Below are 25,330 nucleotides of genomic sequence, written 5' to 3' on the forward strand. Positions count from 1 at the left end.
CGCCCGCACCTCAGAGGATGCGCTCTGACACGCCCCCCGAGGGATCATGGTTGACACGCGTCGCCGACGGGAGAGGAGCCCAGGACATGCCGGCGGAGGTCAGCGCGGAGCGGTTCACCCAGCGGCTGACGGCCATCACGCCGTCACGCGATCCCGCCGGGCTCGCGAGCGCCCTGCGCGCCCACGAGGACGACACCTTCCTCGGCGTGCGCATGCGGGAGGTCTTCGACCTGGCCAAGGAGTTCGTCGACATGCCGACGGCGGAGATCGAGAAGCTGCTGGCCAGCCCGGTCCACGAGCTGCGGGTGGGCGCGCTGAGCATCATGGACAAGGCGTCCAGGCGCAAGAAGACCCCGCCAGACCGCAGGGCGGAGCTGTACGAGCTCTATCTGCGCAGCCCGGACCGGATCAACAACTGGGACCTGGTGGACCTCGCGGCCCCGTACGCCGTCGGCGGCTACCTCTACGACTTCGGCCAGCCGCGCGACGTCCTCTACACGCTGGCCCGCTCGAAGGACACCTGGGAGCGCCGCACCGCCATCGTCAGCACGCTCCACTTCGTCCGGCAGGGCGACCTGGACGACACGTTCGCCATCGCCGAGATCCTGCTCCACGACGAGCACGACCTCATCCACAAGCCGGTCGGCTGGCTGCTGCGCGAGGCCGGCAAGAAGGACCGCGCCCGGCTGCTGGAGTTCCTCGACCGGCACGCCGCGACCGCGCCCCGGGTGCTCCTGCGGTACGCGATCGAGCACCTCGACCCCGACCAGCGGGCCCACTACCTGGGCAGGAAGAAGGCGGCGGCCGGCTGACGGCGACGCGCCGGGAGCTCACGGATGGATCTTCTGGTGCTCCCGCAGCATCGCGACGAACTTCTCGATCCGCGCCGCCCGGGTCGCGGGCTTCTTGGCGTCGCCCACGCGGTAGAGGATCGAGTAGCGGTTCCTGCTGTCGAGCGTGGCGAAGAATTCCGCCGCCGCCGGGTCGGCGTCCAGCGCCGCCTGCAGGTCGTCGGGCACCGTCGCGGTCTTCTGCGAGGCGTAGGCCGCCTCCCATCGGCCGTCGGCTTTCGCCTTCTCGATCTGGGCCAGGCCGGTCGGGCGCATCGAGCCGGCGGCGATGAGCTCCTCGGCCCGGCCGCGGTTCACCTTCGACCACCTGCTCCTGGGCGTGCGGGGGGTGAACCGCTGCAGCCAGTGCTCGGCGTCGAACTTGTCCTTCTGCCCGTCGATCCAGCCGAAGCACAACGCCACGTCGAGTGCCTCGGCATAGCTGACGGAGGGAATGCCGGACTCCTTCTTCGCGATCTTCAGCCAGAGCCCCGGCGACACCTCATGCTCGGTTTCGAGCCATTTCTCGAACGCGGCTCGGGAGGGGAAGGCGATGGTGGGCAGGTCCTGCTTCTCCGTCACGGCTCGAAGCACTCCTTCGATCTGGGGACTGGCCGCGAGGGTCAGCACCAGGTCACGCACGCCGCCCCGCACGAACATTCTGTCCCACAAGCCGCCAAATTCGCATTGAAGCTCCGCGGAGCGTACGGACGGCGGCCTCAGCGCTCCCCGAACACGCCCCCCGGAGGGCAGGACGGCTCCACAGGCGCCCCCAGGAGAGCACCCCGTGACATCACACGACGTGGTCATCGACGACCGTCCCGTCCCCCTGGCCGTCCGCGACCACGGCGGCCGCCAGGCTCCCGTGCTGCTGCTCCACGGCCTGGGCGGCACCCTCCTGCACTGGGACGCGGTCGCCCCGCTGCTGACCGGCGCCCATCGGGTCCTCGCCATGGACCTGCGTGGCCACGGGCTGTCCGGCGACGGGCCGTGGGAGTGGGAGGCGGTGCTGGACGACAACCGGGTGGTGGCCGGGTCGTGCACGTCCATCACCGCGCCGGCCCGCGCCGGTCGCCACTCGCCTCCGGCCGGCCGGCCGGTGGGGCGAGCGCGAGCGCTTCGGCGATCACGACTCCGTCCCGAGACCGTCGTCGACCTCGGCGGCCTCCGGCTTCAGCTCCAGGCCCGCGGCCGCGGCCATCTGGTCGAGCAGGACGGAGAAGTCCTCCTCGCTCCGGCCGCCTCCGATGGTGGCCTGGACCAGTTGCCGGGTCAGGGCCGCCACGGGCATGGACACGCCGAGCTCGGCGGCCGCCCGCAGGCCGAGGTCGAAGTCCTTGCGCAGCAGGACGGGGGTGAACGTGGGGGTGTAGTCGAGCTTCACCAGGGCCGGCGTCTTGTAGCGGGTGAACGTGGAGCCCATGACGCTGTCGTTGAGGAACTTGAGGAAGGCCGCCCGCGGGACGCCTCCCTTCTCGGCGAGCACCGTGATCTCGGCGAGCGACTGCGCCACGACGCCGAGCAGCAGGTTGTGGCAGATCTTGACCAGGCGGGCCGTCTCCCCCTCCCCCACATAGGAGGCCGCCCGGCCCATCACGCCGAGCAGCGGCTCGACCCGGTGGTAGACCTCCTCCGAACCGGAGACGACGAAGCTGAGCTTCCCCGCCGCCACGACCTTGCCGTTGCCGCTCACCGGGGAGGCCAGGAACTCCGACCCGCGCCGCTCAGCGGCCGCCCGCATCGCCGCCGACGTCTCCGCCGACACCGTGGAGCAGTCGACGATGATCGCGGGCACGGGACCGTCCGCGCCGAGGAGACCACCCTCGCCGACCAGCACCTGCTCCAGGTCCTGCGACGAGGCCACCATCGTGAAGACCACGTCGCGGTCGGCGAGGTCGCCGATCGACCCGGCCACCTCCGCCCCGTCGGCCACGAGCGCCTCGGCCTTCGAACGCGTCCTGTTCCACACCGCCACGTCGATGCCGGCCCGCGCGAGGCGGCGTGCCATCGCGGCGCCCATCCGGCCCGCTCCGATCCACCCGACCCGCGGCGGCGGGGAAGGTACAGCACTCATGCGGACTCCTTGCAATCGATTGTCGTAAGCGTGCTGAGGCACTGGTCCCAGGTCAAGGTTCACTTACCCGCTCCGAGGTGGGCCGCCACCCAGTCGGCCGTCTTCTGGCGGTGCTTCGCCGCGACGTTCATGCAGCCGTGGTTGCCGTCGTCCAGGAGCAGCAACCGGGCCGTCTCGCCCGCCTCCTCCGCCAGGCGGGAGGCGTGCTGCCACGGGATGAGCCGGTCGAGCCGTCCGGTGACCACGAGCAGCGGGCAGGTGATGGAGCCGGTGCGGCCTTCGAGGCTGAGCGTGTGCGCGATCTCGCGCGCGTGCTCGTCGCTCTCGGCCCTGGACCGGGCACGGAACGCCCGGCGCGTGAGGTCCGGCAACTGTCCCCAGCACTCGCCGAAGTCGTACGGGCCGGCGAGCGCGACGCAGGCGCCTACCCGGCTGTCGCCGCTGGCGATGCGCGGGGCGTAGTAGCCGCCGAGGCTGACGCCCCAGACCGCGAGCCGGTCGGGGTCGATGTCCGGCTCCGCCGAGACGGCGTCGAGGATCGCGCCGCCCGGCACCTCCCAGTCACCGCGGATCGGGAGGTCGTACTCGGCCTCGCCCTGCCCGGGACCGTCGACGCTGAAGGTGCCCACGCCCCGCTCCAGGAAGAGCTCCTCGGTGGAGCGGAACTCCTCCTTCGCCGAGTCCAGGCCGGGAACCATGACCACCACCGGGTGCGGCCCGGGGCCGTGCGGCAGGCGGAGCACCCCGACCAGGCGGGATCCCTCGAACGGGATCTCGATCCGCCGCCCCGGCGGGTCCAGGTACGGGAGCGCGGCGTCGAGACACCGCACCGCGGCCAGGTGCGCCTCCCGCATCTGGACCGGGTCCTGGACGAAGAGGAACTTGCCGAAGTGGTGACAGACGGCGGCCTGGACATAGTGCTGCCCGGCCGACCGGAGGCGTCCCTCCCGCACGGCCTCGGCACCGAGCGCCTCGTACTCCGCCCCCACCGCCGACCACGCCGGACACCAGCCGTCCCAGTCCTTCAGACCGCCGACCACGCGCTCGAAATCCGCGACCGCGACCCCGTTCGTGGTGAACCTCGGGGCCCAGTGTGAGACGGCCGAGGCGACGAGCTCATCCATGATCCACTCTCCATTGCAATCGGTTGCATACTGTTCGATCATAGAAGTCATGCCGACGCTCCCCCTGGAAACGCCCCCCGCCCCCTTCAGCACCGGAGAACTGCGATCCAGACGGGCGCTCATGCGGGCCACCGCCGCGGCGCAGGGAGCGGAGGTCGTGCTCGCCTACGGCGCGAACCGCACCGGCAGCGCGATCCCCTGGCTCACCGGCTGGCCGGTCACCCGGGAGGCGCTCCTCCTGCTCCCGCAGGAGGGGGCGGGGCGGCTGCTCGTGGGATTCCACAACCACGTGCCCGACGCGCGGCGCACCGTTCACGACGCCGGCCTCGGCGACGAGGTCGACCCGATCGGCGACGACCCGGCGCAGGCCACGCTGCGGGAGCTGAGGCGGCTCGGTCCCGCGTGCCGGGTCGGCCTGGTCGGCCCGGTCCCGGCCTGGGTGCGGGAGGCCGTCGGCGCGTGGGCGAGGGCCGTCGTGGTGCTGGACGAGCCCTACATCCGCCTCCGCATGGTCAAGTCCGACGAGGAGCTCCGGTGGCTGGAGCACGCGGCGGCGCTGACCGACCTGGCCGCCTCGGCTCTGCTGGAGGCCGCCGGGCGGGGCGCCGACGAGCGGGAGATGGTCGCCGCCGCGGAGCACGCGTACCGGCCGGCGGGCGGCACCCATCACATCTGCTACGTCACGACGACGTCGATGAGCGCGCCCGACCGCTGCGTTCCGGCCCAGTGGCCGGGCGAGCGCAGGGCCCGGCCCGGTTCGGTCGTGCTGTTCGAGCTCAGCGCCGGCTGGGGTCCGGACCACCCCGCCCAGTTGCTGCGTACCGCGGTGGTGGGCGCCGAGCCCACCGCGCTCTACCGCCGTCTGCACGGGGTCGCCGAGACGGTCAGGGACGAGGTCCTGGGCCGTCTGCGCGCCGGGGTCCTGCCCGCCGAGCTGCTGGCGAGCCTGGCGGGCGTCCGGGCCGAGGGACTGACCACCGTCGACGACCTCGTGCACGGGCTCGGCGGCGGATACCTGCCCCCCGTCCTGAGCGGGCGGGACCTCACACCGCGGGGCCTGCACGCCGAGCCACTGCGCGCAGGGACGACACTCGTGGTGCAGCCCAACATCTGTACTCCTGACTTCCGTGCCGGCGTGCAGACCGGCGAGATGGTCGTGGTCACCGACACCGGCCACCGCTCCCTGCATCGGTTCCCGCCCGGCCTGCTCACCCTTCCCTTCGACGGCTCGGGGCCGTACGGCCGCTCGTGACTACATCAATGCGGCGAGGTCGCCCTCGGGCTCCAGGACGAACAGCCCTCCCGCCACCCGGTCGGTCACCCAGACGAGGCCGTCGCGGTCGACGAACAGGTCGTTCGCCTGGGGGGCGGCCTGGCCGGGTGGCGGCTGCGGGACCCAGTGCGCGATCTCGCGGGGGTGGCCGGGATCCTCCAGGTCGTAGACCCGGACGCCGGCGCTGAAGTAGGTCGCGAAGATCAGGCGTTCGCTCCTGAACGACCCCGGGCGGTTCTCGTGCAGGCAGTGCGGCCCGTATCGCAGGGGCAGCCCGGCGAAGTCGCCCGCCGGCTCCGGGAGCGCCCGCAGGTGACGCGGGGTCGCCGGGTCGCGGACGTCGATCAGGTGGATGCGCCGGGCCGGGGCCCGCGGCCCGTCGTGCTGCTGCTCGTCGGTGACGACCAGCAGGTCACGGCCGGGCAGGGGCAGGCACGTGTGCGTGGCGCCGCCTTCCCACCGGCAGTACCCGATCGCCCGGGGGGAGGCGGGGACCGCGATGTCGAGGACCACGAGGTTCGCGTCGTCGTAGCCGAGGTAGGCGAGGTCGCCGTCGAGCAGCGCGTGGTGCGCCGCGTGCCGCTGTCCGGCCGGCCACGCCGGCCGCTCGCCCCCGGCCGCCCACTGGCCGGGCCACCACCACCGGCCGGCCTCCACCGGATGGTACGGGTCGGAGAGATCGAGCACCATCCAGATCCGGTCGGTGAAGCCGTCCGGCGTGACGGACACGTGGGCGAACCGCCCGCCCTCCCACACGATCCGGTGAACCCCCTTGCCGGAGGACTCCCAGAACGCGATCCGCCTCGGCGCCCGGGGTTCGGCGAGGTCGTACACCGCCAGGCCCGCGGAGTGCGGCCCCAGCGGCGTCACCGGCCGGTACGGGAAGCGCTCGTGGTTGACCAGCAGCAGCCCGTCGGCGACCTGCACCTTGTGCGTGTGCGTGTGGTCCGGCGCGGCCCACTGGTCCACCAGCTTGGGCTGCCGGGGATCCGAGACGTCGAGGATCGAGGTGCCCGCCCTCGACGTTCCCGTGTGGCCGACGTACACGACGTCCTCGTGGCGCATCACCTGCATCCCGTCGCCCCTGCCGGCGAGATCGTGATGCGCGAGCAGGCGCAGGCCCTTGGCCGCGGCCGTCCTCACGTCCATCGGTCACAGGTCCATGAGCGGAGGGTTGAGCGGCAGGCCCAGGGCCTTCTGCGCGCGCCATAGTGGGACGAGATAGGTGAACTGCCGCCAGTCGGTCCCCGCGGGCACCGTTTTGTACGCGACCTGGTCGGCGATGAACTTGTCCATGTCCGCCGGTTCGAACCCGCCGTCGCTCACGTGGTACGTGGGCGCGTTCTCCGCCTCGTACGCGTCGGCGTACTCGGTGGGGATGTCGAACTCCTTGGCACGCATGATGCCGAGCACGTCTTCCTTGTTGCCCAGGTCGGTGATGAACTGGCGGGCCTTCAGCGTCGCGGCCAGGAAAGCCGTCACGGTCTCCGGGCTCTCCTGCAGCAGCTTGGTCACCGACCAGCCGCTCTGCGGCACCTCGCGGGTCTCCTCGAACAGGACCTTGCCGCCCGCCTCCTCCAGCAGCGCGCGGTGGCGCAACTGGATGCTGGCGCCGTCGACGGTGCCGCTGATGATCGCCTGCAGCCGCTCGTTCGACTGCCCGCCGGTGCTGACGATCTTGACGTCCCGGTCGGGCTCGACGCCGTTGTCCCGGAGCAACTGGCGGATGATCGCGTCGTTCCGGCTGCCGAACTGGCCGCCGGTGATGGTCCTGCCCCTGAGGTCGGCCCCGGTGTTGATCCCCTTGCCCACACCCAGGATGTTCGCCTCGCCGCCGAGGTAGACCGACAGGAAGCGCAGGCTCGGGTCGCCCTTCTTGCCGGCGGCGATCGCGGTGTCGGTGTCGTACAGGGCCAGGTCGAGCGAGCCGCCGATGAGCGCGGGCAGCGGGTCCTCGATCGTCTTGATCTCGACCGAGTCGATGCCGAACTCCTTGAAGTAGCCCTTGGAGAGCGCGACCTCGATGTCGTGGTGGAAGAGGTAGTACGGGTTGTCCACCGCGACCACGAGGTTCTTCTTGACCTTGCCCTTGTCGATCGCCGCGTTGATCTCGGCTTCGCTCTTCGGCAAACCGGCCTTGCTCGCGTCCATGGGCCCCGCGCCCGCGGCCCCGGCGGTGCCGCTGGAATTACCGCACCCGGCCAGCGAACCCGCGAAGAGGAGCAGCACGGCGACCACTCCGATGCCTCTGGTGAACCTGTTCATCGAACCTCCTTGAACGTGGAGACCCCGGGTTGCGACTTTGAGGGAGAAACGCTGTGCGCGTCCGGTGACTCCGCACTGTCGTTGCGGTCGCCCGGCGGCGAGAACCAAGCCGCCGGACCTACCGCCGGGCCGGCGGTAGGTCCGACGCCTGTGGATGCGACATGGTCGGGGAGCATCCGGAGACGCGCTCACATGCGCTGGGTGTCCCGCCACGGCGCGGCGCGCTGCTCCAGCCAGCGCATGGACTGGATGAGGCCCACGGACATGACGGCGAGGAGGATCAGGACCGCGTACAGCATCGGCGCGTCGAACTGGTCACCGGCCCGGTCGAGGAGGAAGCCGAGGCCGCTGCCGCCGCCGCCGAGAAGCTCGCCGATCAGCATCCCGACGAGGCCGCGCGCGATGCCCTGGTTCACGCCCGAGATCACGAACGGCAGCGTGAACGGAAAAATGATCTTCGAGTACGTCTGCACGCGGCTGGTGCCGAACACCCGTCCCGCACGCAGCAGCGAGGGGTCCACGGTCTTCACGCCGGCCATGCAGTTGACCATGATCGGGAAGACGGCCGAGAGGACGATGATCGTCAGCTGCATCGAGTTGTCGAACCCCATGATGAGGATCAGCAACGGGATCAGGGCCACGCGCGGCAACGACGCCATCGCCCACACGTACGGGCTCAGGATGAGGTCCGCGACCCTGCTCGCGCCCATCAGCAGCCCGACCGGAATGCCGATGACGATGGAGATGGCCAGCCCGATCAGGAAGTTCGACAGGCTGTGCCAGATCTCGGGCAGGATCGTGCCGTCGGCGAAGCCGAGATACATGGCCGAGAACATCTCCGACGCCCTGGGGAAGAACAGCGCGTTGATCAGCTCGGCCCGCGCGATGAGCTCCCACAGCAGGAAGAACAGGGCGAGGTTGACGATGGTGAGGGCGACACCCTTGAAGGGCGCGTACTTGCCGACGGTGATCGTCTCGACCTGCGCGGTCCCCTGCGTGCTCTGCCGGGCAGGCGCGACGTGCGTCATGAGGTCCCACCTTCCTGCCGTGCGACGGACCCCCACTTGGCGCCGAGCGCCTCGTCCGAGAGAAGCTTCCAGAGGTGGCCGCGGATCTCGCCGAACCTGGCCGACCGCTTGATGTCGTTGCGCTCGTCGAACCGGGGGCGTGGCAGGTCGATGTCGATGATCTCCCGGATCGTCCCCGGGCGGTTGGACACCACGACGATGCGGTCCCCGAGCGTGATGGCCTCGTCGATCGAGTGGGTGATGAACACGACGGTCTGCCGGGTCTCGGCGATGATCTTCTCCAGCTCGGCCTGCATGGCCTCCCGCGTCATGGCGTCGACGGCGCCGAACGGCTCGTCCATCAGCAGGATCTCCGGCTCGCCGACCAGAGCTCTGGCGATGCCGACCCGCTGGCGCATGCCGCCGGAGAGTTCGTGCGGATAGGACTTCTCGAACCCCGTCAGCCCCACCAGCCGCAGGGCGCCGGCGATCCGGCGCCGCCGCTCGGGCTTGGGGACGTGTCCCCGCCGGTTCTCCATCGCGAACTCGACGTTGCGTTCGACGGTTCGCCACGGCAGCAGGGCGTAGTCCTGGAAGACCATGGCTCGATCGGCGCCCGGGCCGTCGACCTCCAGCCCGCGCACCTTGACCACGCCGGAGATGGGTTTGACGAACCCGGCGATCATGTTGATCAGGGTGGTCTTGCCGCACCCGGACGGGCCGACGATGGCCAGGAACTCGCCCTGCGTCACCCTGAGGGAGATGTCGCGCAGTGCGATCAGGCGGGTGCGCTCGCGCTGGTTGTCGTATCCCGCACTGACCTCGTCCAGCTCGATCAGCGTGGATCCGGCGGTATTCGCGTGCTTCTTGGCCGGACGATCGGTTTCATGAGACCCGACGTGCACCATTTCAGCTCCTTGCCCGGCCAGCGCGCGGCGCTTGACGTGCCGGCACGAGCGGACTGTGACACGATTCGCACTGCAATCGTTTGCGGAAACGTATCTAATGATGACGGCGCCGTCAATGACCCCGCTTCGGGTTTTCCGCCCGTCCGAGAATCCCGCGCCGCGCCCGGGACACGCGGTGACCAGCGGTCGAGCCCTCATGCCTCCGCCGGACATGTCTTTGGATAACAATCGATTGCGGTACCCTGGTCGCGGAGGAGGAGGGCGCATCCATGCATACGTTGCAGCTCGGCACGTCCAGCCCGCCCGGGGCGCTCGGTGCCGTCGCGCCGGCCGGCCGCGACGCGGGGGGCGACGGCCCGTGATGCCTCCCCCACCCCCCGACACCGAGCCCGGCCCGCGCACCGCGCCCGTGGCACGCCGGCCGACCCTCAAGGACGTGGCCGGCGAGGCGGGCGTCCATCCGGCGACCGCCTCCCGCGCGCTGAATCCCGAGACGCGTCACCTGGTCAGCGCCGAGACGGCCCAGCGCGTGCACCAGGTCGCCGACTCACTCGGCTACCAGCCCAACCCCATCGCCCGCAGCCTCAAGACAGCGCGGTCGGCGAGCATCGGCCTGGTCATCCCCGACCTCACCAACCCGCTGTTCCCGCCGATCGTCCGAGGCATCGAGGACGTGCTCGGCGGCATCGGCTACAACGCCTGGATCGTCAACACGGACAACGACCCCGCCCGCGAGACAGCCGCCGTCGAGTCCCTCCGGAGCCGGAGCGTGGAGGGATTCGTCTTCGCGACGGCGCGCCTCCACCACCCGTTCATCGAGCGGCTGGCGGCCGCCGGCACCCCCACCGTCCTGGTGAACCGCAGGCTCGCCGTGTCCGACGTGCCCTCGGTGACGGGTGACGACGCCGGCGGCGTCGCGATCGCGATGCGCCACCTCGTCGAGCTCGGGCACCGCCGGATCGTCCATCTCGCCGGCCCGCAGGACCTGTCCACCGGGGTCAACCGGCTGCGGGCCTTCCGGCAGGCGCTGGAGGACCACGGGCTGGAGGACTCCCCCGCGCGCCTGAAGCTCTGCTCCGCCTGGGCGGAGACAGCGGGCGCGCGGGCGGTCACCGAGCTCCTCGACGACGGGGTCGAGTTCACCGCGGTCCTCGCCGGCAACGACCTGCTCGCGCTGGGATGCTACGACGCCCTGGCCGGGCGCGGGCTGTCGTGCCCGGGCGACGTCTCCGTCGTCGGGTTCAACGACATGCCGTTCGTCGACAAGCTGAGCCCCGCGCTCACGACGGTGCGCATCCCGCACTACGAGCTGGGGGCCGAGGCCGCGCGCCTGCTCCTGGAGCGGCTGCGGGCCCCGGACCGGACGGCCCGGTCCATCCTGCTGCCGCTCACGCTGGTGGACCGGCAGTCCACCGCCCCGCCACGCCCGTCCTAGTCACCGGCCGCCGGCAGGTGGACGGGGAGTTCCTGGTGGCCGTTGCTGATGAGGGGCTTGATCCCGCTAGGGCACGTCTCCGAGCATCCGGTGCTGGTAGGACGTGAGCGGCGGGCGGGTCGCGTCACGGGCCACCTGTGCGGCGCGTCCCCGCTGTCCCAGCCGGAGCAGGGCCCGCGCGCAGAGGTAGGCCACCAGCCCTTGGTCACGTCCGGCCAGCAACGCCGCCTCCAGCTCGGCCGCGGCCTCCTCGGCCCGGCCGAGCTGGGCCATCGCCAGCGCCCGGGCCGCGATGGTGACCGGCTCCTCGGGCTCACGCACCCGCGCCAGGTCGCGCAACGCCTGCTCGGGCTCGCCCAGGTCGGCCAGGACCACGGCCCGGGCCTGCAGCGCGATCGGCGTGTCCCCATCGACCGACAGCACCTGGGCGAGCAGCGGGAGCGCGGCCTCCGGGCTGCCCGTGTGCCACATCGTCATGGCCAGCTCGACCTGCACGGCGAGGTCCCGCGGCACCCGGCCCACGGCGGAGTAGAGCTCGGCGATGGCCTCGTCGGTCCGCCCCTGGTGGAGGATCACCCGCCCGGCCGCGGCCAGGCACCGGCCGACCGCCGCGGTGTCACCCAGTCTCTCGTACACCTGGCTGGCCTGACGGTAACAGTCCTCGGCGGCCGCCCAGTCGCCCCGCTCGCAGGCGAGGTAGCCGAGAAAGGACTCGATCTCCGCCCTCGTGCGCTGGTCGCCCTCCCCGCACATGCGCTTGGCCTTCTGCGCGTGCGTCTCCGCCAGGGTCAGGTCGCCGTCCGCGAACACCTGCTCCGCCACCCGCAGGCACTCGACGGCGCTCGCGGGCGCATGGCCCGGGCCGTGCCTCGGGCGCCCGCCGGCGTGGGTGAGCAGCACCGGCTGGAGCAGCCGGTCGTGCTGCAGCTCGCACCAGCGCGAGCCCGACCGCACCTCCGCCTTGAGCACGTGCCGGTCGATCAGAGCCTTGACCACGCTGTTGCGCATGCCCGCGGTCTGCGTCTCGCCCTCGTAGGCGGTGTCGCGGGTGCCGAGCTCGGTGATGAACGTCTCCCGCAACCACGTGCTGAGCCGGTCGACGGAGATCTCGTGCTCCTGCGCGATCTCCGTGAGCGCGCCGGTGAGGAAGTCACCGAGCGAGCGGTCCACGTCCGCGTGCCGCTCGACGTATTCAGGGGTGATGACCTTCATGTCGGAAGGGCACGACCGCCAGAGCGCGGCGCAGACGATCTGGAGCTGCACCGGCTCCACCGTGTCGGACACGTAGGAGGTCGGCCCGCTCATCCCCTCCATCCGGACCGTGCGCAGCTCCCTGACCAGGTTCTCGGCGGCCTGCGGCGCGTAGGAGCGAGCCATCCGCGCCAGTGGCTCCTTGACCGCGGCCAGCGCCTCCTCCTCGCGCAACGGCGCCAGCGCCACCATCGCCGCGGGGCCGCCGCTCAACCGCTCCTCGTGCGCCATGAGCCGGGCGAGGTAGTCGTCCCGGATGGACAGGAGCAGCCGCAGATCCTTGTTGTCGTCGAGGGCCTCGGCGAGCTGGGCGACGAAGGGGTCGCGGAAGCCCAGCCGGTGCGGGAAGTCGAAGAACAGCTCCTCCGCCTGGTCGATGGCCACCAGGACCGGGACCGGATCGCCGTATTTGTCGGTGCGGGGACCGCGGCGCCGCAGGAACTGCTGGACCGTCAGCCCCGACAACCGCGTCAGCGACTCGCCGGGCGCCCACGACGAGAGCAGCGCCATGGTGAAGGGATTGCGCTCCGGGAGGGCGGCGATCGGGAAGGCGGAGCCGTGCGACAGCCGCCCGATCGGCAGCACGTCCACCCGCTGGCGCGTGAGCTCCCGCAGCACCCCCGCCTGGAGCACGGAGGTCTTGCCCACGCCGGAGGGACCGTGCAGCATCGTGAGCCGGTGTGCCTGCCAGTGCACGGCGATCTCGTAGGCCTTCTTGTCGCGGCCGAAGAAGCGCTCGTGGTCCTCCTTCGTGTAGGCACGCAGTCCGATGTACGGCTCGGTCTCGAAGCCGCCGGTCACGACCGGGTCTCCATCCGTCGCTCCAGCTCTTCGCAGAACTGACGAGGCGTGCCCCAGTAGACCGAAACCTCCCAGCCGTCGAAATACCGGTCGAGGTACTGCTTGGCCCGTAACTCCGCTCCCGGCTTCACGTCCTCGTGCAGGGGGGCGAGCTGAACGCTGACGTGCCGCCGGCGGCGAATGGCCGGGTAACGTCTGATGAGTCCGTGGAACAGCACACGAAATGTCCATTCCTGCAGGGTGTAGCCGAGAAAGAGCAGGGGTCTGTTCGCCAGGGCGTCGAGAATGATCGGTGGGATCACATGCCGGTTGTTCCGCGTCCGTGAGGTCGTCAGGTGCACCAGGAACTCGATGTAATCGTCCTCGGTCAGCACGATCGACGAGGGGACGCGCGTGCTGCCGTGGAGATGGTACACCACCGGCCGATTCGCGTCCGGGCGCGATCCGGCGCCCCGCTCGAAGAGGTCCCGATCGTACGGCACGCCCTCGTGCCACGGGCATATCGCCGCACTCGGCTCCTTACCCGAACCGCGGAGCGCCTGTAAGAGGAAATCATCGTAATTAGTGGTCAGGAAGACCGGGATGGGAAACCGGGCGATGAAGGCATGGAATTCTCCGCGGGCCGTGAAGTCGGGCGGAGCCATCTCGGACAACTGGCGGCCGAGCCGCTGCTTGAGAGCGACGGGGTCGCCGAGCACGGTGCAGGCGTACTGTGTCACCCGCGCCAGGTCGCCGTCGTCGGCGAAGGGATAGTCGTAGCGGGCCGCCCACTGACGGCTCAGCTCCGTGCTCGACAAGAAGGTGCCCTCGCCCGCTCCCGCACCGATGAACGGCGTGCAGTCACCGGTGCGGAGCTGGTCGATCAGCCTGGCCCAGTCGGAGTCCTTCATCGGGATCGCCTTCTCCTGCACGTCGATGCCGGCGCGGAGTGAGGTGCGACCCTATTGTCAGCTACTCGGTGCGAACCCGTCGATGCTCTGGCTGAAACCCGCGATCGGTCCCATCGCGTCCTCACCGGCCCGCAGCAATGAGCGCAGGGACTGATTCAGGGCCGAGTCGTCCAGCCCGTCGAGATCGGCGAGGGTCAGCTCACCCACATCGACCAGACCGGTTTCGGCCAGTTCGTCACTCATTCAGACCCCTTGCGATCCTTATCTCTATACACGGAGCGTTACAGAAGAACCCTACGGTAAACACCGGTCGGCCCCCGAAGCGGGACCCCGGTACGGAAGCGGAAACCCCGGATACCAACAACGTTCTATTTTGCAAGTCTTGGAGCATTTACGATATTGCTGCCGGATATTAGGTGGCGGAGGCGATGACGTGATGAGTTCGCAGTCAGAGCTGGTCAGGCCCGGGCGGATGCCCCAAGTCTGGGGCAAGGTTCCATCGCGCAATGTCAATTTCACCGGCCGATCGGTGCTGCTCGACCGGCTGCACGCGGGCCTGTCCAGCGACGTGACCGCAGTGGTGCCGCACACTTTGCACGGATTCGGCGGGGTGGGCAAGACCCAACTCGCGGTGGAGTACGCCCACAAGTACAGGTCGGAGTACGACGTCGTCTGGTGGATCCCCGCCGACCAGCCGGTCCTGGTCAAATCATCGCTCGCCGGCCTGGCACCGCTCCTCGGCCTGCAGGCCGCGACCCGTGGCGGAGCCGAGGACGCGGCCGACGCGGTGCTGGACGCGCTGCGCCGCGGCGAGCCGTTCGACCGCTGGCTGCTGGTCTTCGACAACGCCGACCAGCCGGAGGAGATCAGCGACCTCATCCCCCAGGGACCGGGTCAGGTGATCATCACCTCGCGGAACCACCGCTGGCAGGGCCTCGTCGACACCCTCGCGGTGGACGTCTTCACGCGCGAGGAGAGCGTGGCCTTCCTCTCCAAGCGCGCGTCGCTGACCCCCGCGGACGCCGACCGCCTCGCGGAGGAGCTCGGCGACCTTCCCCTCGCGCTGGAACAGGCGGGCGCGCTGCACGTCGAGACCGGCATCTCGGTGGAGGACTACCTGAGCCTGCTGCAGGAGCGGACGAGCGCGCTGCTGTCGGAGAGCAAGCCGTCCGAATATCCGATGTCCATGACCGCCGCCTGGGCACTGTCGGTGGCGCAGTTGCGCAGCAAGCTCCCCGAGGCCGTGGACGTGCTGCGGTGCTGCGCGTTCTTCGGCCCCGAGCCGATCCCGCGCGACATCTTCCGCCTGGCCGGCCACCAGACCTCCGACGCCAGGCTGAGCGGCATCTTCGGCGACACGATCCTGCTCACCCGGGCCATCAGGGAGCTGGGCAGGTTCGCGCTGGCGACCATCAACTTCGAGGCACGCACCATCCAGGTGCACCGGTTGGTCCAGGCGCTGTTGCGCGACGAACTGGACGAGGAGGAGCGGGCCCGCTACCGCCACGAGGTGCACCTGCTGCTCGCGGGCGCGGCGCCCAAGAACCCCGACGAGAAGGCCAACTGGCGGCGCTACGACGAGCTGATCGCCCACATCCTGCCCTCGCAACTGGCCGACTGCTCGTACGCGGGCGTCCGGGTCATGGTGCGCGACGTGCTCTACTACCTCTACCGGTCGGGCAGCTACCAGTCGGCGCGCACCTTCGCGGAGCGGTTCGTCCGCAAGTGGAGCGAGGTGTCGGGACCCGACCACCCCGACGTGCTGATCGCCAACCGCCATCTCGGCGGCATCGTCCGTGAGCTCGGCGAATACCGCACCGCCTACGACCTCGACAGCGCCACGCTGGAGAAGATGACCACGGTGCTCGGCCCGGAGGACCGCGAGACCCTCGTGCTCAGCAGCGGCTTCGCGGCCGACCTGCGGGCCATCGGGGACTGGTCGGCGGCCAGGGAGCTCGACGAGCGGCTGCGACTCCAGCACGCTCGCGTGTTCGGCGAGACGGGGGTGGCGACCCTGCAGATCATGAACAACCTCGCCATCGACTACAGCCTGAACAGCGAATACGCCAAGGCCAGGGACCTGTACGGCCGGGTGCACCAGATGCAGAGCCAGAGCGAGGAGACGGTGGGCGAGGTGGACGTGCTCAACGCCTGGAACGGGCTGGCCAGGGCGGTCAGGCTCGACGGCGACTCGCTGGAGGCGGTCGCACTCGGCGAGGAGGCCTACGCCTACGGGGTGAACGAGCTCGACGCCGAGCACCTGTGGACGCTGCGCACCGCCCGCGACCTGTCGATCGCCAAGCGCCGCGCGGGAGACTTCGAGTCCTCGGTCGAGCTCGCCAAGGACGTGCACGCGCGGCTGCAACGCATCATGGGCGACCACCATCCCGACACCGTCGCCGCCGCGAGCAACCTGTCCAACGCCCTGCGCGCGGTGGGAGAGATCGAGGCCGCCTACGAGATCGCCGCGCAGGCGGTGGCGCAGTATCAGCGGCTCTACGGGCAGGACCACCCCTACGTGTACGGCTGCGCGACCAACCTCGGCATCCTCCAGCGCATGACCGGTGACGCCGAGGCGGCCAAACGCACCGACATGGCGGCGCTCGCCGGGTTCGACCGCAGACTGGGCCGTGACCACCACTACTCCCTCGCCTGCGCCGTCAACCTGGCCAGCGACCTCTCGGAGCTCGGCGAGCTCGAACAGGCCCGGGACCTCGGCCACGACGCCCTCAACAGGCTGCGCAGGCTCTTCCGGGACAACTTCCCGCTGCTGCTGGCCTGCATGACCAACCACGCCTTCGACATCCTCGCGGGCGGTTTCACGGAGGAGGCCGAGGCGCTGCTGGAGGAGGCCCGGCGGGGCTACACGGTCGGCATGGGAATCGATCACCCGGACGCGCGCCTCGCCTTGGTCGAGCGGGCCAGAATGAACTGCGACTTCGACCCGCCGCCCATCTGACCCGGCTCGCCCCGCACCGCCACGGAGAAGTCGTGATACAGGCACGGGAGATCGGCCTGGCGCGCCTTGCCGAGGGTGGCGCGGAGCCCCAGGAAGAGCACCAGGAAACGCAGCGCCCCCAGCAGAAAAGGGCCGGCCGCGATAATGAGTGCCATTTGGTGCCACATCACGCCTCCTGTTGTGGTGTCCTGCGACCAGGAGACGGGAGGGGGGTGGTGTCCCGTAATGGCCTCGGCCAATGCCGGAAAGGTCTGGACGGCGCCGTACATCCGCTTGGAAGAATGCCCTGGAAAGCGGATAATTTCGGATGGATATGAACGACCTTGAACGCAATTCAACAGGGCGAAAGGCGGACCTCCGATGAGCGCTGAGCGGGAACCAGCGCTCCGCGCCTTCATCGACGCCATGAACGAGCTTCGCACCCAGGTCGGCACGCCCTCCCTGCGCGATCTGGAGCGGCAGAACCCGAGGTGGCTGCGGTCCAGCACGCTGCACGGCCACCTGAACCACGACCGCCGCCGGCCGCCCACATGGCCGCTGGTCGACGCGTTCGTCCGCGCCTGTCTGGTCCACGGACGGCAGCACGGGGTCCGGCTGACGGACGACGAGGAGGGATTGGTCGGCGCATGGCTGGACCGGCACCGGACCATGTCGGCGGCCTGGAGCCAGGCGCCCGAGCCCGCGCCCGACGACGGGGACGACTCCTGGCCGCTGATCCAGGGCGGCGGGACCCAGCCGGTCAGGGGTCATTTCTTCGGCCGCGAGGAGCTGATGGCAGACCTGGAGACCAAGATGGCCGCGCAGCGGGCCCGGCCGGTCTGCCTGCTCGGGCCCGGCGGGCACGGCAAGACCCAGCTCGCCTCCGAGTACATCCACAACCACCTGTCCAGGTACGCCGTCATCTGGTGGATCAGGGCCGAGCAGCCGAGCCTGGTGTGGACCGACCTGGCCTCACTGGGCCGGCGGCTGGACCATGGCATCGCGGACGCGGAGATCGTGGCGGAGACGCTGAAGCTGCTGCGGGAAGATCCCACCTGGCAGCCCTGGCTGCTCGTCTTCGACAACGCGGCGCATCCCGCCACGCTGGGAGCGTTCCTGCCGGGCAGCACCTCGGGACACGTGCTCATCACCACCCGTGACTTCGCCTGGGACGAGGTCGCCGACACCATCGAGGTCGGCGTCTTCAGCCGCGAGGACAGCGTCGAGCTGCTCACCCGGCGGGTGCCGGGGATCTCCGACCAGGAGGCCGCCGAGGTGGCCGAGGAGCTCGGCGACCTGCCGCTCGGCATCGTGCAGGCGGGCAGCTATCTCAAGGGGGCGGGCCTGACCCCCGGCGCCTACCTCGCCCGGCTGCGCGAGCAGCCCGGCCGCATGCTGGACAAGCATCCGCCGGTCGACTACGGGCGCGGCCTCGCCTCGACCTGGGAGCTGGGCTTCGAGACGCTGCGCCAGACCCATCCGGAGGCGCTCGACCTGCTGCGGCGATGCGCGTTCCTCAGGCCGGAGTCGATCTCCCGTGGCCTGCTGGTCCAGGGCGCCCTTCCGCTGTCGGGTGAGTCGGTCGGCGTGTTCCGGGACCCGCTGCTGGCCGACACCGCGATCAGGGCGCTCACCAGGTACGGCTTCATGCGCCTGGCAGGCCGGGACACCGTTCAGGTGCATCGCCTGCTCCAGACCACGGTCAAGCAGCAACTGTCCGACGAGGAGGGGGCGCGGATGCGGCACGACGTGCATCTCCTCCTGGCCGGATCCGACTGCGGTGACCCGGAGAGCCGCACGAACCTCTACGCCGAGCTGGCCGGTCATGCCGAGGCCTCGGCCCTGGCCGACTGCGCCGACCAGGACGTGCGCGCGTTCGCGGCCAAGCTCGTCCGGTACTTCCAGGTGATCGGCGACAGCGAGAGCGCCGAGCGGTACGCGGGCGTCGTGCCCGAGACCGCGGCCCACGCCGCGGGCGAGACCGTCCCCGGCAAGGTACGCAGGCCCGCTCCCGCCCCGGCCGTACGGCGGGGCCTGCAGCTCGTCAGGGAGATGGACGGCGACGACTGGGAGCGGCTGATCAACCAGGTGACCACCGGTGACTGCACCCCGATCGTCGGCGCGAACGTCTCCAGGCGGAAGACGGCCAGGGTGCGTGCGTTGAGCTGGGAGTGGGCCGACCGGCTCGGCTATCCGTTCCCGGACGCGTGGAACTTCGAGTCCGTGCTCAACTACGCGGTGACGCTCCCCGACCGGACGGCCCTGGCCGAGGAGCTGATGGCCGCCCTGCGGCGCGAATGGGAGGAACCCGAGGAGGAGGACGACGACCCCTACGAGTTCCTCGCGAAGATCCCCGCCACCTCGTATCTGACCACCTGCTACCACGACCAGCTCACCCGCGCCCTGCTCCAGGCGGGCAGGGAGCCCATCGTGAAGGTGCCGCCGTGGCGTCCCGAACTGGCCAACGCCGAGCCCGCCGTGGCGCCCACGCCCGAGCGTCCGCTGGTGTGCCATCTGGCCGGGTCGTACGAGGTGCCCGACTCCTTGGTGCTGTCGGAGGGCGACCGCGTCAAGTGCCTGCGCGTGGAGTACCGCAAGTGGTCGGCCGACATCCTCGGGGCGCTGGTCACCTACCCGTACCTGGTGCTCGGCTACAACCCGCGCTCGTCGTCGTACGGGATGCTGATGTACCTCCTGGCCGGTGTGTCGATCCCCAGGAGGAACACCATCGCGCTGCACGACCCCGATCCCGGCGGGATGGAGGAGGCCGCCAGGATGTACCACCTCGCCAGGATCTCCCGGCTGGACCTGCGCGCGGCCGTCTATTGGGGAGACGCCCGCGACTTCATCCGGGAGCTGTCACGCCGTCTGGAGGTCGCGGCCTGACGGGCCGCCCGTTGCGGCTCTCCCACTGCTCCCGGTGGGCCGCGGCGTCCCGGCGGGCCTTCTCGACGGCCGCCTCGGTCACCTTCTCCTCGCCCCAGGCGGCCAGGCTCTTGGCCATCCGGGCGACGAAACGCTCGCCGCGGGGCGTGAGGTGGCCGCTGCCGGCGATCACGCGGGTCGCCTCCTCGGCGGACTCGCGCCACCGGTAGAACTCGGCCTCCGCCGCCAGCGCCGCCTCGCCGCGCTCCCGCTGCCGCTGCCTGCGCCAGAACCCGCTGACCCCGACGTAGGCGTAGGCTCCCTGGAAGAGGCCGCCCAGCGGGCGGGGATCCTCGCGCCAGGGCGCGTAGTAGCGGTTTCCCCCCGAGGGACGCAGCAGCGGGACCACGTCGAGCAGAGCCGACAGCTTCCCGTGCTGGACCTCGTGGGCGAACGTGAGCGCCAACGTCGTGGCGTCGGGCGGCGTGGACAGCGCGACGCAGCCGAAGGCCTCGCGGGAGCTGCCGCTGATCTGGTCGCCGGAGACGTCGGCCAGCGGGGTCAGCACGCTGGTGACGGCGGACACCTCCGCGGCGATGGTCCAGTGACAGGCCAGCAGCAGCGCCCAGGCTCCCCGCAGGGCCTCGCGCCAGACGTCCAGCTCCTCCTCCGTCAGCCTGCCGGCGGCCAGGCGGGCTCCCGGCATCCGGTAGGGGTCGAGGTCGTCCACGCAGAGCACGATCGACCGGTCGCCCACACACGCGCGCAGGTGGCGCAGGGCCTCCCAGCCAGGCGTGTCGCGCCGGGTGTCGTCGGGGACGCGTACCGTCCCGGCGTCCGAGATCACCTCCGCCGGGCCGCCCGCTCGCCGGACGAGTGCGGTGCCGCCTCCCGCCGCGGCGCGGCCGAGCGAGGGCAGCATGACGCCACCGTCCTCGACCGGCACCTCGATGGCGAAGTCCAGGCCGGAGCTCAGGGCCGCGGCGGCGGCGACCGCGGCGAGCCGGGCGGGCGAATGCCCCTGGCCGGACGTGGCGAGCGAGTGGTAGGTCCGCCATGCCCACGCGCCCACGGCCGGATGGCGGAGCACGGCGTCCGCCGCCTCCCTGCGGTGGCGCTGGGCATCGCGCAGCAGCTCGAACGCCCGTGCCGCCGCCTCGGCCTCCGGGTGTCCCAGGGCCCGGGCGGTGGAGACGACCCCGTGCACCAGCAACACGTGCTTGCTGTGCTGCCCGCGCGCCAGCAGCCGGACCGCCTCGGCACCGCCTCCCCCCGAGCCCAGCGCGTCGAAGTGCCTGTCCGGGATGACATGGTGCTTGAGGTTCATCGGCGGTCCTTCAACAGGGCGGCGACGTCGCGCTCGGCTTCGCCGCGAATATGGGTGATCAGGCGGAACAGGTCGTGACAGTAGACCGAGGGATTGCCGAAGCCGCTGTCCGGGCTGTAGCGGTGGGCGAAGAGCCCGCCGCCGCAGACGGACACGATGGAGCAGTCACGGCATTCGGCGGCGAGGGCGGCGCGGCCGAGTTGCCGGGCCATGACGGCCGGATGCCGGAGCACGACGTCGAACGTGTCGCGGAGGACGTGGTATCCCGTGGCGGGGGCGCCCGGATAGGCCGATTTCAGGGTGTCGGACTGTTCGATGGTGCCGTCGGTCTCGATGACCGTCATCCGCGCCGGCCCGAGGCCGACCGCCTCGCTCGACGACGTGCCTCCCAGCAGCAGCCGCAGGATGTCGGCGAACAACCGGACCTCCGTCTCCTGCCGGGGCGCCCCGTACCAGCGGTCGAAGACGGGGATCAGCCAGTCGGCGTACGGTGTCGCGCCGCCATCGGCCGGAAGGCCGGGCGGCGGCTCGGCCCAGTTGCCGTGCGGCAGCAGGAAGTCGATCCTGGGCGGCTCCCACTCCAGCAGCGCCTCGTAGGTCGCGATGGGGTCGTTGCGGATGTCGACGGTGCACAGCAGGCCGCCGTAGAGGTGCCGGTAGCGGCCGGTGAGCAGCTTGAGAGCCGCGGAGACGGTCGCATGGCTGCCCCGCCCGTCGGGCCGCCGCCGATGGCGGTCGTGCGCCTCGGCGTCGCCGTCGAGGCTAACGCCCACGCGAACGCCCAGGTCGTCGAACAGATCCAGGTAGGCCTCGTCGAGGCGCATCCCGTTGGTCTGAACGCTGACGTCGACGCGTACGGCCGGGCCGAGGGCCTGCCGGACGGCGTGAACGGTGTGGGCGATGTGGTCGGCACCGGCGAGGAGCGGCTCCCCGCCGTGCAGGATCAGGTGGACGGCGGGCATCCGGTGCGCGTTGGCGTGCTCGGCGATCCGGGCGGCCGTGTGCGCGATGATGTCCTTGGAAACCCGACGCGGCTGCATTTTCCAGCTCTGATCAGCCATTTCATAGACATAGCAATAGTCGCACTTCAAATCACATCTACTGTGTATTTTGAGGATGAACTGGCACAAAGGCCACGGCTGCCATCCCTCTGGCGGAAGGGCAGTGACCTGGGGCTTTATGTCGCCCCCGTTCGAGCGGGACACACGAGCGAAACTATCGTTTGAGCGCATCTTCCGCCCGGCAATTCGGTACGGGCACAACGCGCCCCCAGGGCGCCGGGCATGGAACGGTGACGCGGTGGCCGGCGGTGGACGGAAGGGGACGGCGGGTGCGAAATACACTGCGGCCGACCGTCCACGAGCGCCCTCCGCCGATGCCTTGCCGCCGTTGTCCGCGGAACCGAGATCGGACGATAGGGCCTGCCGTATGCCGCCGTCTTCGTGACATCACGCAACATTTCAGCCCAGCGCTCTTCAACCTTTCGTCACAGTGCGCGAACGAGGGCTCCGGCTTCAGAAGCCGGAGCCCTCGTCCTCAGGACTGGTCGGGGGTCGCGTGGTCCTCGTCGAAGATGTCGGCGGCGGAGATCACGATGCGCGGATCGGGAACCCCGACCACCTCGTGGTCCTTGTCGGTGTAGTCGAAGAGGCTGAGCACGTGGCGCATGGCCTCCAACCGGGCGCGCTTCTTGTCGTTGCTCTTGATGACGGTCCAGGGCGCCGACTCGGTGTCGGTGTGCTGGAACATCTCCTCCTTGGCCCTGGTGTAGTCGTCCCACTTGCTCAACGAGGCCAGGTCCATCGGGGACAGCTTCCACTGCCGCACGGGATCGACCTGGCGGATGATGAACCGGGTGCGCTGCTCGGCACGCGAGACGGAGAACCAGAGCTTGACCAGGTGCAGCCCCGACTCCACCAGCAGGTTCTCGAAACGCGGCGCCTGCCCGACGAACTCCTGGTATTCCCGCTCGGTGCAGAAGCCCATGACCCGCTCCACCCCGGCCCGGTTGTACCAGGACCGGTCGAACAGCACGATCTCCCCGTTGGCCGGCAGGTGGGCGATGTAACGCTGGAAGTACCACTGGCCGCGTTCGCGCTCGCTCGGCTTCTCCAGCGCGACCACCGTCGCCCCGCGCGGGTTGAGATGCTCCATGAAACGCTTGATGGTGCCGCCCTTGCCCGCGGCGTCACGCCCCTCGAACAGCACCACCAGCCGGCGGCCGCTGTCCTTGATCCAGTACTGCAGCTTCAGCAGCTCGATCTGCAGCAGCCGCTTGTCCCCCTCATACTCCTCACGGGGCAACCGCGAGGCATACGGATAATGCTGGCGCCAGGTGTCGACCGGGTTGCCGTCGGCGCGCATCAGCACCGGGTCGTCGTCCTCACGGTCGTCCACCCACAGTCCGGGGGTGGCGTCGAGCAACTCGCTCTGCGTCGCGGCGGCCCGTGTGTCGAGTACGGCCGGCGGCCTAACCTGAGGGCTGGTCATTTGTCCAGCATGACGTAAAGGCCCAGGACGATCCCACCGGCCACCAGCAAGAAGCACAAGCCCGCGCCGCCCCGGCCCGCCGGGCGCCCGCTGGACAGGCCCACGAGGGCGAGGGAGAAGACCGCCACCAGGCCCGCGGCCGCGCCCCCGCACGCCGTCGACCGGTCCTTGCGGTTCCTTGAAGCTCATGAGTTGCCGATACCGAGGATCTGTGCGCGGCCCTCGGACCTGGCGTGGCGGGATCGTGGCCTGGACCGTTTGGGCGGGCCGAGCCGGGTAGTGGATGCGTTTCGCCTGCTGCCCCTCGTACAGGAGAAGCGTCATGGCACAGCACACCGAGATCGAGCGCAAATACGAGATCGACGACGGCGCGGCGATCGTGATCGAGAGCATCGCCGGGCCCGGCGGCCCGATCGTGGCGGACGAACCCCGCACCTGGCGGCTGGTGGCCGACTACGTCGACACCCCGGCGCTGTCACTCGCCGCGCGTGGCATCACGTTGCGACGCCGGGACGGTGGCGAGGACGCCGGATGGCATCTGAGACTGCCCGCCGCCAAGGACACCCGCCGCGAGGTGCACGAGCCGCTGGGCGTCGGCGTCCACCAGGTGCCCGCCCGGCTGTCCAGGCTGCTGGCCGCCCACGTCCGCGGCCAGGAACTGGTGCACGTCGCCACTGTGGAGACCACCCGGACGACCCGCCGGCTGCGCGACCGCGACGGCCAGGTGGTCGCCGAGATCGCCGACGACGTGGTGGTGGGTCACCGGCTGGACGAGGACGCGCAGCGGTCCACTTCCTGGCACGAGGTGGAGATCGAGCTCGTCAACGGCCCGCCTGAGCTGCTGGATCGGCTGGATCCGGCCCTGCGCCAGGCCGGCGCCGTGCGTGCCGCCGCGTCCTCCAAGCTGCGACGCGTCCTGGGCGACGACCTCGCCCAGCCGCCGCGCCGCGCCGCCGGGCGCACGGCGGGCGAGGTCCTGGTCGCCTACCTGCGGCGGCAGCGCGACCAGTTGCTCACCTACGACCCGCTGGTGCGGCTCGCCGACCACGACGACGACTCGGTGCACAAGATGCGGGTGGCCGTACGGCGTACGCGCAGCCTCCTGCGCACCCACGCCCGCCTCCTGGACCGTGACCGGGCCGGAGCGCTGGACGCCGAGCTGAAATGGCTGGCCGACACGCTCGGGGACGTGCGCGACCTGGAGGTTCTCACCGCCCGCTTCGACCGCCGGCTCGCCGACCGGCCGGCCGGCCTGGGCGCGGACCCGCGGTGGCTGGAGCAGTTGTCGGCCCGGGAACGCGAGGCCAGGCAGACGCTGAAGAGCGCGCTGTCCACGCCCCGCTATTTCGCCCTGCTGACCGACCTCGACGGCTTCGTCTCCGCCCCGCCGTTCACCCCCCGCGCCCGGCGGCGGGCCCGCCGCCTGTCCCCCCGCCTGGTGGTCAAGAGCTGGCGCAAGGTCCTGGACAAGTACGCCCGGGCCGAGCGGCTGCCCGAGGGGACGGAGCGTGAGAGCGCCCTCCACTCCACCCGCAAGGCCGCCAAGCGCGCCCGCTACACCGCCGAGGCCACCACCCCGGCGCTCGGCAAGCCCGCCGCCAAGCTCGCCAGGCGAGCCGAGGACCTGCAGGAAGCGCTCGGCCGCTACCAGGACGCGGTCGTCGCCCAGCGGCAGCTCACCGAGATCGCCGATCGGCCGGATCCGACCCCGGGCGACGCCTTCACCCTCGGCCTCCTGCTGGGGACCGAACGCGGCGAGGCCGCCGAGGCCCTGCGCGACCTGCCGTCCGCCCGCAAGCACGCCGCCAGGACCGCCAAGCACCTGCGGGCGCTGAAGAACTGAACCACGGGC

General features: G+C 70.7%; 21 protein-coding genes. 6 read left to right on the forward strand and 15 right to left on the reverse strand.

The window, feature by feature from the left end; all coding sequences use genetic code 11:
- Window positions 1-86 precede the first annotated feature (86 nt).
- A complete protein-coding gene (locus tag ABGB18_RS28670; RefSeq protein ID WP_347698726.1) occupies window positions 87-812 on the forward strand; it encodes a DNA alkylation repair protein in 726 nt (241 codons plus the stop codon).
- 18 nt (window positions 813-830) lie between these two features.
- Here the strand turns inward: ABGB18_RS28670 and ABGB18_RS28675 are convergent, their stop codons facing one another.
- From ABGB18_RS28675 to ABGB18_RS28690, 4 genes are all read right to left on the reverse strand, one after another.
- Window positions 831-1,502 (reverse strand): YdeI/OmpD-associated family protein, encoded by a 672-nt coding sequence (locus ABGB18_RS28675; RefSeq protein WP_347698727.1) that lies wholly within the window; start codon window positions 1,500-1,502, stop codon window positions 831-833.
- 121 nt (window positions 1,503-1,623) lie between these two features.
- Complete coding sequence (locus ABGB18_RS28680; RefSeq protein WP_347698728.1) at window positions 1,624-1,800, reverse strand: hypothetical protein; 177 nt, start codon at window positions 1,798-1,800, stop codon at window positions 1,624-1,626.
- A gap of 156 nt (window positions 1,801-1,956) precedes the next feature.
- A complete protein-coding gene (locus ABGB18_RS28685; protein WP_347698729.1) occupies window positions 1,957-2,904 on the reverse strand; it encodes an NAD(P)-dependent oxidoreductase in 948 nt (315 codons plus the stop codon).
- Between the two features lie 59 nt (window positions 2,905-2,963).
- Window positions 2,964-4,028: an alpha/beta hydrolase gene (locus tag ABGB18_RS28690; RefSeq protein WP_347698730.1), complete on the reverse strand. Its 1,065-nt coding sequence runs from the start codon at window positions 4,026-4,028 to the stop codon at window positions 2,964-2,966.
- 49 nt (window positions 4,029-4,077) lie between these two features.
- Between ABGB18_RS28690 and ABGB18_RS28695 the strand changes: the two genes are divergently transcribed.
- The gene (locus ABGB18_RS28695) at window positions 4,078-5,280 is read left to right on the forward strand and encodes a M24 family metallopeptidase (RefSeq protein WP_347698731.1); all 1,203 of its coding nucleotides are present in this window, start codon (window positions 4,078-4,080) and stop codon (window positions 5,278-5,280) included.
- Here ABGB18_RS28695 and ABGB18_RS28700 read toward each other — a convergent pair whose 3' ends face one another.
- The 4 genes from ABGB18_RS28700 to ABGB18_RS28715 all read right to left on the reverse strand — a co-directional run bounded on the left by ABGB18_RS28700 (window position 5,281) and on the right by ABGB18_RS28715 (window position 9,481).
- Window positions 5,281-6,450 carry a hypothetical protein gene (locus ABGB18_RS28700; protein ID WP_347698732.1) on the reverse strand — a complete coding sequence of 390 codons (1,170 nt, stop codon included), beginning with the start codon at window positions 6,448-6,450 and terminating at the stop codon, window positions 5,281-5,283. It lies immediately after the preceding gene.
- Window positions 6,451-6,453: 3 nt separating this feature from the next.
- Entirely contained in the window at window positions 6,454-7,566 is a 1,113-nt protein-coding gene (locus tag ABGB18_RS28705; RefSeq protein WP_347698733.1) for an ABC transporter substrate-binding protein, read from the reverse strand.
- A 188-nt stretch (window positions 7,567-7,754) separates the two neighbouring features.
- Window positions 7,755-8,594, reverse strand: coding sequence for an ABC transporter permease (locus ABGB18_RS28710; protein WP_347698734.1), 840 nt, complete (start codon window positions 8,592-8,594; stop codon window positions 7,755-7,757).
- A complete protein-coding gene (locus tag ABGB18_RS28715; protein WP_347698735.1) occupies window positions 8,591-9,481 on the reverse strand; it encodes an ABC transporter ATP-binding protein in 891 nt (296 codons plus the stop codon). The genes ABGB18_RS28710 and ABGB18_RS28715 overlap by 4 nt, the downstream gene beginning before the upstream one ends.
- A 361-nt stretch (window positions 9,482-9,842) precedes the next feature.
- Here ABGB18_RS28715 and ABGB18_RS28720 point away from each other — a divergent pair, with 361 nt between their 5' ends.
- Window positions 9,843-10,916 carry a LacI family DNA-binding transcriptional regulator gene (locus tag ABGB18_RS28720; protein ID WP_347698736.1) on the forward strand — a complete coding sequence of 358 codons (1,074 nt, stop codon included), beginning with the start codon at window positions 9,843-9,845 and terminating at the stop codon, window positions 10,914-10,916.
- A 66-nt stretch (window positions 10,917-10,982) separates the two neighbouring features.
- On the opposite strand, the gene ABGB18_RS28725 is transcribed toward ABGB18_RS28720, so the two are convergent.
- The 3 genes from ABGB18_RS28725 to fxsA are packed head-to-tail and all read right to left on the reverse strand — an operon-like array spanning window position 10,983 to window position 14,101.
- Window positions 10,983-12,968 (reverse strand): tetratricopeptide repeat protein, encoded by a 1,986-nt coding sequence (locus ABGB18_RS28725; protein WP_347698737.1) that lies wholly within the window; start codon window positions 12,966-12,968, stop codon window positions 10,983-10,985.
- Window positions 12,965-13,858 carry an SIR2 family protein gene (locus tag ABGB18_RS28730; RefSeq protein WP_347698738.1) on the reverse strand — a complete coding sequence of 298 codons (894 nt, stop codon included), beginning with the start codon at window positions 13,856-13,858 and terminating at the stop codon, window positions 12,965-12,967. The genes ABGB18_RS28725 and ABGB18_RS28730 overlap by 4 nt, the downstream gene beginning before the upstream one ends.
- Before the next feature lie 57 nt (window positions 13,859-13,915).
- Complete coding sequence (gene fxsA, locus ABGB18_RS28735; protein ID WP_347698739.1) at window positions 13,916-14,101, reverse strand: FxSxx-COOH cyclophane-containing RiPP peptide; 186 nt, start codon at window positions 14,099-14,101, stop codon at window positions 13,916-13,918.
- A gap of 193 nt (window positions 14,102-14,294) precedes the next feature.
- Between fxsA and fxsT (ABGB18_RS28740) the strand changes: the two genes are divergently transcribed.
- Window positions 14,295-16,817 (forward strand): FxSxx-COOH system tetratricopeptide repeat protein, encoded by a 2,523-nt coding sequence (fxsT, locus tag ABGB18_RS28740; protein ID WP_347698740.1) that lies wholly within the window; start codon window positions 14,295-14,297, stop codon window positions 16,815-16,817.
- On the opposite strand, the gene ABGB18_RS28745 is transcribed toward fxsT (ABGB18_RS28740), so the two are convergent.
- The gene (locus ABGB18_RS28745) at window positions 16,745-17,086 is read right to left on the reverse strand and encodes a hypothetical protein (protein ID WP_347698741.1); all 342 of its coding nucleotides are present in this window, start codon (window positions 17,084-17,086) and stop codon (window positions 16,745-16,747) included. The two genes, fxsT (ABGB18_RS28740) and ABGB18_RS28745, sit on opposite strands and share 73 nt — an antisense overlap.
- A gap of 91 nt (window positions 17,087-17,177) precedes the next feature.
- On the opposite strand from ABGB18_RS28745, the gene fxsT (ABGB18_RS28750) reads away from it, so the two are divergent.
- A complete protein-coding gene (gene fxsT, locus ABGB18_RS28750) occupies window positions 17,178-19,682 on the forward strand; it encodes an FxSxx-COOH system tetratricopeptide repeat protein (RefSeq protein ID WP_347698742.1) in 2,505 nt (834 codons plus the stop codon).
- On the opposite strand, the gene ABGB18_RS28755 is transcribed toward fxsT (ABGB18_RS28750), so the two are convergent.
- The 3 genes from ABGB18_RS28755 to ppk2 form a co-directional block, all read right to left on the reverse strand.
- Window positions 19,642-20,988, reverse strand: a complete 1,347-nt coding sequence (locus ABGB18_RS28755; RefSeq protein WP_347698743.1) for an HEXXH motif domain-containing protein — start codon at window positions 20,986-20,988, stop codon at window positions 19,642-19,644. The two genes, fxsT (ABGB18_RS28750) and ABGB18_RS28755, sit on opposite strands and share 41 nt — an antisense overlap.
- Window positions 20,985-22,193, reverse strand: coding sequence for an FxsB family cyclophane-forming radical SAM/SPASM peptide maturase (locus tag ABGB18_RS28760; protein WP_347698744.1), 1,209 nt, complete (start codon window positions 22,191-22,193; stop codon window positions 20,985-20,987). The genes ABGB18_RS28755 and ABGB18_RS28760 overlap by 4 nt, the downstream gene beginning before the upstream one ends.
- Before the next feature lie 331 nt (window positions 22,194-22,524).
- Window positions 22,525-23,478 carry a polyphosphate kinase 2 gene (ppk2, locus tag ABGB18_RS28765; protein WP_347698745.1) on the reverse strand — a complete coding sequence of 318 codons (954 nt, stop codon included), beginning with the start codon at window positions 23,476-23,478 and terminating at the stop codon, window positions 22,525-22,527.
- A gap of 322 nt (window positions 23,479-23,800) precedes the next feature.
- Here ppk2 and ABGB18_RS28770 point away from each other — a divergent pair, with 322 nt between their 5' ends.
- On the forward strand, window positions 23,801-25,321 hold the full coding sequence (locus ABGB18_RS28770; protein ID WP_347698746.1) for a CYTH and CHAD domain-containing protein: 1,521 nt from the start codon (window positions 23,801-23,803) through the stop codon (window positions 25,319-25,321).
- Window positions 25,322-25,330: the final 9 nt, after the last annotated feature.

The organism is Nonomuraea sp. B12E4, assembly GCF_039871825.1.
In the GTDB taxonomy this organism is placed as follows: Bacteria; Actinomycetota; Actinomycetes; order Streptosporangiales; family Streptosporangiaceae; genus Nonomuraea.